This is a genomic window from Bacillus andreraoultii (assembly GCF_001244735.1).
GTDB classification, from domain to species: domain Bacteria; phylum Bacillota; class Bacilli; order Bacillales; family Caldibacillaceae; genus Caldifermentibacillus; species Caldifermentibacillus andreraoultii.
The window spans coordinates 364,833-378,417 of sequence record NZ_LN868935.1 but is presented as its reverse complement, the minus strand read 5'-3'; the positions used below and the strand labels follow the sequence as shown (position 1 = coordinate 378,417).

General features: G+C 34.8%; 11 protein-coding genes. 9 read left to right on the top strand and 2 right to left on the bottom strand.

The window, feature by feature from the left end; genetic code table 11:
- Positions 1–774: 774 nt before the first annotated feature.
- Positions 775–1,971: an MFS transporter gene (locus BN2144_RS02170; RefSeq protein ID WP_033826709.1), complete on the bottom strand. Its 1,197-nt coding sequence runs from the start codon at positions 1,969–1,971 to the stop codon at positions 775–777.
- A gap of 408 nt (positions 1,972–2,379) precedes the next feature.
- Between BN2144_RS02170 and BN2144_RS02165 the strand changes: the two genes are divergently transcribed.
- From BN2144_RS02165 to rlmD, 5 genes are all read left to right on the top strand, one after another.
- Positions 2,380–3,213, top strand: coding sequence for a YfkD famly protein (locus BN2144_RS02165; RefSeq protein WP_042337488.1), 834 nt, complete (start codon positions 2,380–2,382; stop codon positions 3,211–3,213).
- A 116-nt stretch (positions 3,214–3,329) separates the two neighbouring features.
- Positions 3,330–3,503, top strand: coding sequence for an SE1561 family protein (locus tag BN2144_RS02160; protein WP_230199685.1), 174 nt, complete (start codon positions 3,330–3,332; stop codon positions 3,501–3,503).
- 174 nt (positions 3,504–3,677) lie between these two features.
- Positions 3,678–4,484 (top strand): delta-lactam-biosynthetic de-N-acetylase, encoded by an 807-nt coding sequence (pdaA, locus tag BN2144_RS02155; protein WP_094763095.1) that lies wholly within the window; start codon positions 3,678–3,680, stop codon positions 4,482–4,484.
- 509 nt (positions 4,485–4,993) lie between these two features.
- The gene (locus BN2144_RS02145) at positions 4,994–6,403 is read left to right on the top strand and encodes an ISLre2 family transposase (RefSeq protein WP_033826706.1); all 1,410 of its coding nucleotides are present in this window, start codon (positions 4,994–4,996) and stop codon (positions 6,401–6,403) included.
- 245 nt (positions 6,404–6,648) lie between these two features.
- Positions 6,649–8,037, top strand: coding sequence for a 23S rRNA (uracil(1939)-C(5))-methyltransferase RlmD (rlmD, locus tag BN2144_RS02140; protein ID WP_033826705.1), 1,389 nt, complete (start codon positions 6,649–6,651; stop codon positions 8,035–8,037).
- An 837-nt stretch (positions 8,038–8,874) separates the two neighbouring features.
- Here rlmD and BN2144_RS02135 read toward each other — a convergent pair.
- The gene (locus BN2144_RS02135; protein WP_018664382.1) at positions 8,875–9,462 is read right to left on the bottom strand and encodes a TetR/AcrR family transcriptional regulator; all 588 of its coding nucleotides are present in this window, start codon (positions 9,460–9,462) and stop codon (positions 8,875–8,877) included.
- 176 nt (positions 9,463–9,638) lie between these two features.
- Between BN2144_RS02135 and BN2144_RS02130 the strand changes: the two genes are divergently transcribed.
- The 4 genes from BN2144_RS02130 (at position 9,639) to BN2144_RS02115 (ending at position 13,429) form a co-directional block, all read left to right on the top strand.
- Positions 9,639–10,502, top strand: a complete 864-nt coding sequence (locus tag BN2144_RS02130) for an alpha/beta fold hydrolase (RefSeq protein ID WP_018664383.1) — start codon at positions 9,639–9,641, stop codon at positions 10,500–10,502.
- 398 nt (positions 10,503–10,900) lie between these two features.
- Positions 10,901–11,860: an ABC transporter ATP-binding protein gene (locus BN2144_RS02125; protein ID WP_033826704.1), complete on the top strand. Its 960-nt coding sequence runs from the start codon at positions 10,901–10,903 to the stop codon at positions 11,858–11,860.
- The gene (locus tag BN2144_RS02120) at positions 11,857–12,612 is read left to right on the top strand and encodes an ABC transporter permease (protein WP_033826703.1); all 756 of its coding nucleotides are present in this window, start codon (positions 11,857–11,859) and stop codon (positions 12,610–12,612) included. Before BN2144_RS02125 ends, BN2144_RS02120 begins: the two co-directional genes overlap by 4 nt.
- Positions 12,613–12,682: 70 nt before the next feature.
- Positions 12,683–13,429 carry a MerR family transcriptional regulator gene (locus BN2144_RS02115; protein WP_033826702.1) on the top strand — a complete coding sequence of 249 codons (747 nt, stop codon included), beginning with the start codon at positions 12,683–12,685 and terminating at the stop codon, positions 13,427–13,429.
- Positions 13,430–13,585 lie beyond the last annotated feature (156 nt).

Sequence of the window (13,585 nt, the reverse complement as noted above, 5' to 3'; positions counted from 1 at the left end):
ATGTTATACACGTCCTTTTTAATTGAGAATAACTATCATTAAGACATTCATATTTTCGATAATTTAAATATAATTGAGAATCAAATTCAATTATGATATCTAGACTGCAAATTGTACTATATAATTGATAATTGTTGTCGTTTAAGGTTTATACTGTATTTTATCTATATTTATTTTATCATATTACATGGAAAAGTGAAGTGAAATGGGCGAAATTATTTATAATAATTTTAAATAAGGAATAAAAATAATTATAAAAGGTGGAATGTATTGTGGAGAGGATTTAATTAAGGGATACACAATGTGGTGAAGTACAATAGTAGCATTATGAAGAACGAACGTGCGAGGGAAAAATGTCAACTGTCCAATAGGGGTGGTCATAAGGACAAAGTGTGCGAAAAAATGGGGATGAAATGTCCTAGACGGGGGTTCTTAAGGAAAAAGTGGTGATGAAACTGGCGCAAATGTCCCAGACAAAGGTTCTCAAGGACAAAACAGGCAACAAACGAAGCTGAAACGTATAATAAAAGAGTGATGCCACCAAAAGTCTCAGCAATTAACCCATTTGCAACTTCAAAAAAAGCAAGCAGAGAAAATCTTTCCCACTTGCCTTTTTAATATTCATATTCCATTTCCGCATAATTGCCATTGAAGAAGTGAATATTTATGATAGAAAAACCCCACTTGCCCTCATTACCATATATTCATCATTCCTTACGATCGACCATAAGTTACTGATACAACGCGGACTGTGCCTACATTCACTTTCCACACTTAAAAATTCCACCGATGATCCGCAAGCGACAGTTGTTTTTCTTTTTTAAAAACAGATAAACCAAGAAAAATAACGAATAAAATACCACTAATTAAATAGAAAAAGCTGACATTTGGTAGATGATCAATGGCCAATCCTCCGAGGAATGGACCAGAAATGCTACCAAAGCTAAAACAAATACTAATTAATAAATTTCCAGCAGGTAATAAATGCTTTGGAATCGTATCGGTTAAAAATGCGATACTCAATGAATAAGTTGATCCAAGAAGCATACCTGCGATAAAAAATGCGACAATTAAAATTTGAGCATGATGTTCAAAAATACCGGCTGTTAAGAATATAAAGCTTCCAATAACCATAACTGTTAAGAGTATATTTCGGCGTCCAAACTTGTCACTAGCAGTTCCAAGAGGTAACTGAAATATAATTGCGCCAATAGAAAAGGACGAAATAATAATTGCTAGCATGTCAACATTTATTCCTAACCGTAATCCATATACAGGAAAGTTTCCGTTCAATGAAGCTTCTAATACCCCATAACAAAACGCCGGAAGAAGTGGGGCCCATGCATATTTCAATACTTTACCAAACCGTCCCATTGTTGCACGAATTGAATAAGTTCCTACATCATTACTCACTTCATCTGGAAATTCATTATGTAACCAAAAGATTGTTACCCATGACAATAAACTTAAAATTGAAGTAATAAAAAAGGGCAAGCTTTCATTGATTTCCACTAACCGAGTTAGAAGAGGACCAACGGCAAAGCCAATGCCAAATGATAATCCATATAAGGAAATATTTCTTCCTCGTCTTTCAGGAGCGGAGAAAGAGGTAATCCATGTTTGCGTAGAAAAATGTAGGGCATGATCGCCTATTCCAATTAGTAACCGTAAGAAAAACCAAATAAGTATGGAATCAAGAAATGGAAATAAAAATAAAGAAATAATAACCGTTAGTCCACCAGCGATAATAAGCGGTTTATAACCATATTTTCTTAACGGTGCTTCCATGAATGGAGATGCAAGTAAAATACCAATATATAGCCCAGTTGCATGGAGTCCGTTAATAGTAGAGGAAACCCCGCGGTTTTCTAAAATAATCGCAATTAATGGCAATAACATTCCTTGTGATAAACCAGAAATGCTCACAATTGCAACTAAAACGGGAAAACGTAATTTTTCATTGTTTCTCATATGTACTCTCCCTGAACATTTTTACTATATCTATATAAGAATGGTACTGATAATAGGGAAGATTGGCAAGAGAAAAGTGAAACCGAGTGGCCCTATATCTATCCACTCGGCAAATTAACGTTTTATGAAATTGTTCAAACGAGTTGTACTCATCCCTCCTAAAGTAAAGTTAACGATTCAAAGAAAGGTTCACGCATTCCATCCAATTGCCAGTCGATAGATCCCTCCTCCCAGATGTAAGAATGGAACTTCTCCTTTCCCTCCTTTTCTTTAGGTTAATACATAGTTATTTCAGATAATTTGTCAATATTCTCTTTTTTCACAAATAATTTCATGAAAATTTTTGGATAAGAATAGGAAGGTTTGCGAAAAATAAACTCAAAATTACATTTGGAAGGAGTTCCAACGATGAATAAGCCATTATATAAAACTCTTTTATTAACGATTACCCTTATGTTAACAATGATTTTAAACCATCCTGTAACTTTTGCGGTAAATGTAGAGAAAGTAGCTGAAAAGAAAGCAGAAGGGAAATATAATATACCAAGTTCAGTACTAAACATTGCTAAGGAAAATACGTATCCAAATCCATCTCAAGATTTACCACATCTTCAACCGAGTGAACTAACGAATGAGCTATTGGAAACGTGTAAAGTGAAAATTGAAAATCCTGACTTGATTTTAATGTTAAATGAAACAAGTATTAACAAGCCAATCATTGCGATGGGGCATAAAGCGACAATCTATTTAGGACAATGGCCGCTAAATTATGAGTCCAAAGAAACTTCAGCAAATTGGGAATATCAAAAAATCAATACGAACTATTATGATAACCGCGGAGGAGATTCCCCATATAAATTTCATTATGTCCAAGAAACACAAAAAGTCATTCGTGGCGGTTTAACAGCAAAAATTCCTCATGCTAATGACGTGAAAAAAATGATGCTATTAAAAGCAGCAGAAAAAACAAAATTCCCACTATCCTTTGATACAATCATTGGGGCTGCAACGAAAAAAGACCAATATTACAATATTCCTAAACGGAAAGTAGGCTATTTAGATGCGTATGCACCTGCAGTGAATGAAAAGGGAACTGTTACGTATGGAGAAGTATACCTTGTTCTGAAAGGCGGGAAAAAATCCATCGTTGTAAAAAATATTACCTCCCAAGGAATTGGAGCTTGGATACCAATACAAGACCATGTATCCTTCAAATTTTCAGCTGTTGAACTACCGAGATAATGGGAGAGACTGGGAATATTTCGTGCAAATGATGGGATTGTCAAAAAAGGGTAGTTTTCTGTCACATAAATATGTGTATAATAGGAACAGATACAATTTTGAAGGGAGCTATTTACTTGCAAACTACCCAAGATAATCAGTTGCAATTTTTACAACAACGATTCAACTCATTTATTGAAACTTTAGAAACGATTGAGCCTGAAAAAGTGGACTTAGAAGAAATCGACCGACTTATTGAAATGATTGATGAAATGGAAGAAAAATGTAAACAAGTGAAAGTACAAGAATAGACTTGAGGAACCCTGTTAAATGTAGGTGCTAACATGTTTCGTTTTCCGCCTTTAACAGGGTTTTTTGCATGTTCTATTGTTCCAAACATTTTGTGCTATTTCATTATTTTCCCTTTCAATTCCTAGCATGTTTCTTCATGTATTAGAGAAACTAAGGAAAAAAAGGAAAGGAAGATGGTTTTGAAAAAGCTCGCATTACTGTTATTGACCATCGTGCTCATTTTTACCAACGGACTATCTGCTTTTGCTGTTTCCAACGCGCAAATTCATTGGGGATTCAAAAAAGCTCAAAATGAAGTTCCACCAGAAGCAGGCGCCACTTACGACAATTTATTAAAAAAATATGGTGCCTTTTATAAAGCAGATTCGGAAGAAAAGGTTGTGTATTTAACATTTGATAATGGTTATGAAAATGGCTACACCGCAAAAATTTTAGATGTATTAAAAAAAGAAAAAGTTCCAGCGACATTTTTTGTTACAGGGCATTATTTAGAGTCGGCACCTGATTTAGTGAAACGGATGGTGAGAGAAGGCCATATTATTGGAAACCATTCATGGAGCCACCCGGATTTTACACAACAAAGTGACGCGAAAATAAAACAAGAATTAGACCGTGTAAAAGAAAAAACAATGGAATTAACTGGACAAAAGGAAATGCTATTTCTCCGCCCGCCACGAGGAATCTTTAGTGAAAGAACATTAAAAGTAGCAAGAGATGCTGGATATATCCACGTGTTTTGGTCTTTAGCTTTTGTCGATTGGAAAATTGATCAACAAAAAGGTTGGGATTATGCATACAACGAAATGATGAAACAAATTCATCCAGGGGCAGTCATCCTTCTACATACAGTGTCCAAAGATAATGCTGACGCCCTTGAAAAGGCAATCATTGACTTGAAGAAGCGTGGATATACGTTTAAAAGCTTGAACGATTACATGCTCAGTCAAGAATTAGGAAAAGATAACAAAATATTTTATTAATTAAAGAGTGCTTGGTTTTTGCCAAGTACTTTTTNGGGTGCTGCAGAAAGAGCATACCGTGAAGGATGGACAACGCCTGAAAAAGCTATTATTGGTGGAGCGGCATTTATTGGTAATAACTATGTCAAAGCTGGTCAAAATACATTATATAAAATGCGTTGGAATCCATCTGCTATGGATACTTATAAGTATGCAACACACCAATACGCTACTGACATAGCTTGGGCTTATAAACAAATTAATACAATGTACAGATTGTACCAAGATATTGGTGTGTATTATCTTAATTTAGAAATTCCTGTCTATAAATAATATTTTATGAAGATCCACAGAAGTAATCATTATCTGTGGGTCTTTTTTGAGTTATATAATTACAATAGATATGTGTAAAATATTACTCGGGGGTTAAAATACCACGTTTTGGAAAATATTAACTGGCAAAAAAAGAGAAGGCACTCTAATATAAATGTAAGCTACCAGGCTTAATACATTTAGAAAGAGGCCTTCTCATGGATAAAATTATATCAAGAATTTATGGATTAATAAAGGAAACAAATAATTTAATTGAATTCGAGGAACAACTTCAAATCTTGATGTATGAAACATTCGCATCATTAGTTGGGGATGTTTTTACTAATATTAATCAAGTAATCAAAGAAAATAAGCAAACGGAAAATTGGACAGTTGAAAGAAACGATGAGAAGACAATCCAATTTATTTTCGGATCTGTTCGCTTTAAGAGGACGCTTATGCATGATGTTAATGGAAATCCACACTATCCCTTAGATGAGTGGCTAGGGTTCATAAAACATCAAAGGTATAGCCCTCTGGTGGAAGTAAAGGTAGCTGAATTAGCAAGTGAAAATACATACCGTGAATCTGCACGTATTTTAAAAGAATGGTCGGCTGTAAATGTTAGCCATACAACAGTCGGTAATATTGTGAAAAAGGTTGGAGAGGCCCAAGCAAAGGCTGACCAAGAAATGGTGGATGAACTTGAAGAATCGGCATCGTTGCCAGAAGGAAAGAAAGTTGATTTTTTATATGCAGAAGCTGATGGTGTATTTGTTCGGGGGACAGAAAGAAAAAAACAGATGGAAGTTTGCCACGGGATTATTTATGAGGGATGGAATAAAAATGGCAAGCGCGTCTCTTTGAGAAACCAAAAGGTAATTATGACAACCCAGCCAACAAACACGTTTTGGAAGGAATTTCAGGCCTTTTCTGCCAATGAATATTCGATAGAAAATACACATGTAATTACGAATAGTGACGGGGGCAGAGGATATACAGCTGAGAAGTTCCAAGAGGCTTTTTCACAGTCGAAACACCAAGTATTAAATCAATTAGACTCGTATCACATAGGTGAAGCCTTAAACCGAGCTTTAGGCTGGAAAAAGAATAAATTCAAGGGGTCTATTCAACAAGCTTTATCAGACCATGATAAAAAGGCCTTTTCATTATATTTGGATACATTTGAAAGTATGCTAACCGACGAAAAAGAGATAAAAAAAGTAAATGATTTTCGAGGTTATATTTTGAATAATTGGGATCGGATTTTTGATTGGCGAGATAAAGTGAAAAGTCATCCAAAAGATGCGCGTGGGTTAGGTGGAATGGAGTCGAATCAACGCCGTATTTCTTTCAGGATGAAGAAAAGAGGTATGCATTGGAGTAAAGAAGGTGCGGAGGCCATGGTAAAAGTAAAACAAGGGATAATCAACGGAACTTTGCGAGACGTATATTTAAAGGCACAAGGACGAAGTGAAAGAAAGCATCGTGAAGTGAAAAGAACCATTCGTATGTCTCAAGTATTACGCCAGCCTACACAACCTTCTATCGGTGTAAAAAACGGTAGTATAAGCTTGTACGTCGCCCACTCAACAGCGACAGGGAAATTATTAAAATGTTTTCGGTAATAGAAGTACCCTAGAATAATTTGTTTGGTTCTTGTTTTTTAGAACCGAACAAATTATTCTAGGCCAGCAAGCGTTAGCGCGGTAGCTGAAATAGCTGTACAAAAATAGAGTGCCTGAAGTATTGGTGTAAAAACAAGACCGAGAAACTCTTGACACATACCTTTTTTAGGTGAAAGTTGACATTTCCCCTCTCCCTCAACTACCATATGAAAAAGAACATGATTTCAATTTAGAGGATGACGTAGATGAAAAAACAAACAAATACAACGGTCAAAATTACAAAAGGACAAGTTTTCCCGTTAACGATTAAACGCCTCGGCATTAATGGGGAAGGTGTCGGCTATTTTAAAAAACAAGTCGTCTTTGTACCTGGAGCATTGCCAGGGGAAGAAGTGGTTGTTGAAGCAACAAATATTCAACAGAAATTTGCAGAAGGGCGGATTAAAAAGATTCGAAAAAAATCGCCCCACAGAGTGAACCCGCCTTGCCCCATTTATGAAGATTGTGGAGGCTGCCAAATTCAGCATTTAGCATATAACCAACAACTTATCGAAAAGCGCGATTTAGTCATTCAAGCATTGGAACGACATACAAAGTTAAACACCGAACAACTTGTAATTCGCCCGACAATCGGAATGGACGATCCGTGGTTATATCGAAATAAATCACAATTCCAATTAGGAGAAATAAAGGGAAATTACATAGCTGGGCTTTTCAGTATGAACTCACACCGTTTAATTGATATCCCAAACTGTATTGTTCAACACCCAGCAACAAATAAAGCTGTCCGCGTTGTAAAAGAGATTTTAAGCGACTTAAAAGTACCTGTATATAATGAAAGAAAACATTCTGGTATTGTCCGAACAATTGTAGCACGCGTTGCAGTCGGTACGGGTGAGGTTCAAGTTGTTTTAATAACAGCTAAAAAAGAACTACCGAAGAAGGAATTAATTGTTTCAGAAATCCAAATGCGTCTTCCCGAGGTGAAATCTATTATTCAAAACGTTAACGGGAAAAAAACCTCGCTCATCTTTGGTGATGAATCCCTTCAACTTGGTGGAGAACAATCCATTCAAGAAGTATTAGGTGACATAAGTTTTGAATTATCGTCTCGTGCTTTCTTCCAATTAAATCCAATCCAAACGGTAAAGTTATATGATGAAGTGAAAAAAGCAGCGCAATTAACTGGTAAAGAGAAGGTCGTTGATGCCTACTGTGGTGTCGGGACAATTGGATTATGGATTGCAGATCGGGCCGGTGAAATTCGGGGGATGGACGTAATTCAAGAAGGAATCGAGGACGCAAGGAACAATGCCCGTCGTCTTGGAGTGAAAAATGCCCATTATGAAGTTGGAAAAGCGGAAACCGTTATGCCAAAATGGGTAAAGGCAGGATGGAAACCAGACGTTGTTATCATTGATCCTCCACGGAGCGGTTGTGACGACGCATTACTGGATACAATCTTGAAAACGGAAGCAAAAAAAGTCGTTTACGTATCGTGCAACCCGTCTACGTTAGCGAAGGATCTAAATAAATTGACCAAGAAATATAAGATCGAATACATGCAACCTGTTGATATGTTTCCACAAACGATGCATGTTGAGTGTGTGGCGTGGATGTCTAGGGTGGTGTAGATAAATATTAATCTCTTGGCAACCAAAATAAACTCTTGCTAACTTCACCACCAATACTGTCAAAATAAACATTTGCTTTTTCAATATAAAACTCATTAAAAACTCGGTTTTTCCACATCAGGATCCCGAGTTTTTTATGTCTTTTTCAATATCATTTCAATACATATATGTACCTAAACCGATTGATAATAGTGGGTTTATCCAATATACTAATCAATATAATCTCAATAATTTTTCCACTATTTTTATCTTTTTTCTTTACCTCTTATCTCAACCATTTTCTTCCCTCTATTATGGCAAAACTTTATTCCAACTCCGAAAAAACCGTGAAAAAACAGCCGAAAAAGGCCCGAAAAACGACCGATTTTAATCTAAAATTGGATAAAAATGAGGGGTCTGTAGCAAAACATTATTATGAGTGAAACGGTGGAATGCGGGTTGGAGGGGTGGGGTTTTAGCAAATGATTATTCTTATGGTGGAAAATTGTCTGTTTAAAAAGTAAATCTCTCAATTAAAATAAACATTACCGACTCTGATCCGAATATCGTTAAAATGAACATTTGGAAGTTCTTAAAAGAAAAAAGAGAGAAAATATAGATAAAAAATGAAGGGTTGAATCTAAAACAAGATTCAACTCCTTATTTTGATAAAATATTTCTTTAAGAACATTTACTTGAATTATAGTTTGAAAATTCCCTCAGTAAAGTTTTTTCTCAAATGCTTTTGTTTGGTTTAATCGAGGATAAGCCCAAGGAGTAATTCCGAAAATAAGTCTTCATTTTTATTAAATACTTAATTTAAGAATTCCTACCCAACTTTACTTGGTAAACAAGGTCTTAATCTTCTTTCTTACCTGCTATGCCGTAAAAGAATAACTTGGTAAGATCCTCAGCAATTGGAAGTGTCATTGTGGCAACATCTTCACGCTGCAAATATTCTTGAAACATCTTTAAATAGAATAAAATAGCTTCATCTGATATCTCAGAGTCAATATATCCTTGTTCTCTACCTTCATTAAAAAGTTTAATGAAGAGTGGAAGGGCTTCCTTTTGATATACTTCTTCAACATAACTCTGCCCACTTGCATAATCTTTCATAAAGTCTTGAAAAAATCGTTCGCTTATTTGATTAGCGGCAATACCTTTTTCAAATATAATCTTTTTAATCTTCTCATTAAATGGAAGGTCATTAACTAATAGATGTTTTTGTTCATCCCATATCTGATCAACATAAAACTTAAAAACTAAACGAACTAGATTTTCTTTACTTTCAAAGTAATTATATATGGTGACTTGCGATACATTGGCCTTTTTAGCTATTTCTGTAATAGATACCTTTTGTAATCCATACTCCATGAATAGGGCTAATGCGGCATTTAAAATGTCTCTTTTCTTTTGTTCCCTACGTTTTTCAAACCCATCCATTTTCTTCACCTCATTGTTAGTTTAATAAAAATTATGTAATAAAACAATAAAAATAGTTCATAAGTTGTTGCAGAAAAAATAGTTTTTGTATATTATGAAATAAACGAGTTAAAATAGTTCATAATTTAAAGGCGAAGAAACATGAATCTATTAAAATGCTGTGGAGGATTAATATTATGATAGGAAACTTTCCAGAAATTAAAACGATAAAACTAAAATTAAATGATATAAATGTCAATTGCTATACAGCTGGAGAATCTGGTTCTCCTGTGATACTTTTGCATGGTGCAGGAGTTGATTCAGCAAATATATCTTGGAGTGAGGTATTAGGTCCTTTATCAAAAAATCACCGTGTATTTGCTCCTGACCTTCCTGGGTATGGAGAAAGTGATAAACCTAATGTGGAATATTCACTTTCCTTTTACATTGATATATTGAATCAAATAATAGATCGTCTTCACCTTGAGAAGGCTAACTTGGTTGGACTATCTTTAGGTGGAGGAATCTCTCTTGGGTATACGCTCGAATATCCAGCTCGAGTAGAAAAGCTAGTATTAGTAGGTGCGTGGGGGCTATTTAGTAAACTTCCTTATCATCTTCTCACTTATTGGTATACACAATCATTCCTCAATGAACTTTCGTATAAATGGTCAAGTAAAAGCAGAAGATTTGTGAAGTGGACGCTGCTAAATAGTTTATTTGGAAATCCTAATAATGTATCAGAAGAACTTGTAGATGAAATTTATGGATTTTTACAAGCACCACATGCTGGTAAAGCATTTATGTCATTCCAGAGAAGTGAGATTACACGCACAGGACTTAGAACTAAGTTGGCAGAAAATCTATCTGAAATTAAAAAACGGACATTAATCGTTCATGGGTCAAAAGATACCTCAGTTCCTATTAAACATGCGTTTGAAGCACATGAGGCTATGAAGGCTTCCGAGCTGTATGTAATGGAAGGGTGTAAACATTGGCCACAGAAAGAGAGACCGGAAGAGTTTACCCGAGTTATTACAACATTTCTAGGGAAAGAGTAAAGTAAAAATATGGGGTATTCGGATTATAGTGTTGAAAAACCCTATTAAATAAATTAATGTTCATAGCACTGTAAATCGGATAATAGTGTGTAAAATCATAAATTGTATGTAATATCTTTTTCTGTATCCATGAAACTGATTAACCTTTAATGTAGTTTTCGTTTTGAACCTTTTAACTATCGGATCATAATTTTATTAAAAATATTTACAAATTTAAAGAACCACGTCCAAGTTTTCACTTGGGCGTTTTTACGCTGGGCGAGAAATTCAGTTTTCCTATCTACAACTCCGTTAAGTTCATTCCAATTCGACTTTTATAAAAAGAATACTTGATGGTTGACTCTCCTCTAAGAGGATAGTTTATAGTTCCTTTTGTAATAAATGAAGGAGGGAACAATATGTATGACCATTATGAAATAGTTTTAAACGCTGTTAGCAAAACATTTGGCAAAAAGGCAGCCTTAAATAATGTGTCTCTTAAAGTGAAAAAAGGTTCTATCTTCGGACTAATTGGTCCAAATGGTGCAGGAAAATCTACTTTGACGAGTATATTAGCTACTTTATCCTTGCCAAATGAGGGTACTGTCAAAATTTCGGATTTAGACGTTGTTTCAAAGGTGAATGAGGTTCGAAAAAAAGTTGGAGTCACATTCCAACAAACAACTGTATTTTCGACTGGAACAGCTTGGGAAAACATATTGATTGCAGGAAAAATGTATGGCATGAGAACTTCAAAAATAATGGAACGAGGAGAACACCTGTTAAAGGAATTTGATTTGTTCCAAGTATCCAACGATTTGGTTGGTACTTACTCAGGTGGAATGAAAAGAAAATTGGATATTGCGATAAGTTTGCTTCATAAACCTGAAGTTCTTTTACTGGATGAACCTACAGCTGGATTAGACCCAGAGTCAAGAACTACCTTGTGGAAAATAATTACAAAAATTTCTCAAGATGAAGGAACGACAATTTTTGTAACAACACACTATTTAGAGGAAATTAATCACCTAGCAACTGAAATTGCATTGATCAACAATGGAAAGATACTTGATATTGGGACGCCAAAAGAATTGATCAATAAACTTGCGGCTGATCAAATTGAAATCCACTATCACAAATTAGATTTGGCCAGCATTTATAAAATCGAAGAATATATTTCTGACCTAAAAGAGGTCGTTAGCCACAAAATAAAACCAACAGCATTAACAATTATGACGAGTCATGGACAACAAATATTATCTGAATTATTGAGATACTTAATTCAAATTAATGTCGAAATTGAATTTAGTGAACTGAAACAGGCAACATTAAATGACGTTTATTTAACAAACTTTAATGAGAAAGGAGCAGAACAATGAATAACATAACATTCGTTTTGTTATTATCAAAAAAGAAGCTAACACCGCTAATTAAAAATCCAATAGCAATTATCATTTCAACGTTCCAACCATTGATTTTCCTAGTGCTGTTTGGAACGATATTTTCAAGCATATCTTCCGTTAGTGGATTTGAAGAATCCAATTATGTATCGTATATTTTACCGGGAATTCTGATCATGAATGCTTTATTTGGCGGAATATACTTAGGAATGAGTACTTTAGATGATATGAGAGAAGGAATATTTAACCGATATTTAATCGCCCCGAAGAATAACTTAATTTTTATCATTGGTGATTTAGTCTACATTTTCACTTTTCAATTGATCCAATCCACTTTGCTTGTGATTATTGGCTATTTTATGGGATTCAGACTTCCAATGGGAATCGTTTCACCAATTCTTTTTCTTGTTACACCAGCATTATTTTCGTGTCTAATCGGATCTATTTCAATTGGAATTGCCGTTCTAACCAAAAAGCACTCAACGATGATCACTGTCATGCAGTTTTTCTCTTTCCCATTGATTTTTTTGTCTTCTGCCTTTATGCCAAGCAATTTATTACCAAAGTGGATAAGTATCCTGTCAATAGTAAATCCAGTTGACTGGGTAGTTAGAGCATCACAATCTACTTTCAACCATTCGCCCGCAATTAACTACTATTTACTGATTGTTTCATGTCTTGTTATGGCTGTTTTCTTTTGTAAATTCACGTATGATGTTCAAAGAAAATAGTGAAATAAATGTGTTGACTCTTACCTTAGAGGATACTTTAGTATAAAGAGCATTGAAAGGAGGAGAAGAAATGTATACCGTTCATGAAGTTGCAAAACTAGCTCATACCACAGTGAAGACATTACACCATTACCACAAAATAGGTCTTTTGATTCCGGAGCAGACGACAGAAGCCGGATATCGCCTATATGGAATAAAAGATTTAGAACGATTACAGCAAATACTTTTTTATAAAGAATTGGATTTTCCTCTCAAGGAAATTAAACAATTATTAGATGGCGAAATCAACAGGGAAAATACGTTGATTCAACAAAAATATTTACTAGAACAAAAAATTGATCGATTTAAAGGACTAATCAGGACGATCAATTCCTCTATTAAAAATGCCAAAGAAGGAGTCGATATAGATATGGAAACCATGTTTAAAGGTTTTGAAACTGAAGACGAATGGCAAGAAGCCTTAAAAGACCAAAACGAACATTTGAAAGAAGAATATGATTTTGACTTCTTAAATCAGACAATTGATGTAGAATCAATGAACGACTCTGCCATGGAAGCACAGTCATTTAATGAAGATATGATTCATTTCTTACAAGAAGGTTTCTCTCCAAATGATTCAAAAGTTTTGGATCGTGTAAAAGAACATTTATCCTTTTTAGAAAAAAAAGATCATCCATCAACGCCGCAAGACTTTCTAAATCAGACGGAGTTTTTCATCGTTGACGACTTTCATAGAAATATGCTTGAGCAATGGCAAGTGGGTTACACTTACTTTCTAAATAAAGTAGCAGCTAGTTATATGGCAAATATTAAATAGAACCAATACCGAATAATATAAATAATAATGGTATCCTTTTTTAAAATGTTTGATTCCCTTCCACCTAGTTGACCAAAGATATGAAATCAAAGGGCTGTTTCGGCAGCTCTTTTTGAATTTCTTTCTATTCATATTGGTAAAAATGAAGTGTCCTGA

Coding starts and splice junctions, on each gene's coding strand:
- BN2144_RS02170 (WP_033826709.1), bottom strand. CDS start 1,971: ATGAGAAACAATGAAAAATTACGTTTTCCCGTTTTAGTTGCAATTGTG.
- BN2144_RS02165 (WP_042337488.1), top strand. CDS start 2,380: ATGAATAAGCCATTATATAAAACTCTTTTATTAACGATTACCCTTATG.
- pdaA (WP_094763095.1), top strand. CDS start 3,678: ATGGTTTTGAAAAAGCTCGCATTACTGTTATTGACCATCGTGCTCATT.
- BN2144_RS02145 (WP_033826706.1), top strand. CDS start 4,994: ATGGATAAAATTATATCAAGAATTTATGGATTAATAAAGGAAACAAAT.
- rlmD (WP_033826705.1), top strand. CDS start 6,649: ATGAAAAAACAAACAAATACAACGGTCAAAATTACAAAAGGACAAGTT.
- BN2144_RS02135 (WP_018664382.1), bottom strand. CDS start 9,462: ATGGATGGGTTTGAAAAACGTAGGGAACAAAAGAAAAGAGACATTTTA.
- BN2144_RS02130 (WP_018664383.1), top strand. CDS start 9,639: ATGATAGGAAACTTTCCAGAAATTAAAACGATAAAACTAAAATTAAAT.
- BN2144_RS02125 (WP_033826704.1), top strand. CDS start 10,901: ATGTATGACCATTATGAAATAGTTTTAAACGCTGTTAGCAAAACATTT.
- BN2144_RS02120 (WP_033826703.1), top strand. CDS start 11,857: ATGAATAACATAACATTCGTTTTGTTATTATCAAAAAAGAAGCTAACA.
- BN2144_RS02115 (WP_033826702.1), top strand. CDS start 12,683: ATGTATACCGTTCATGAAGTTGCAAAACTAGCTCATACCACAGTGAAG.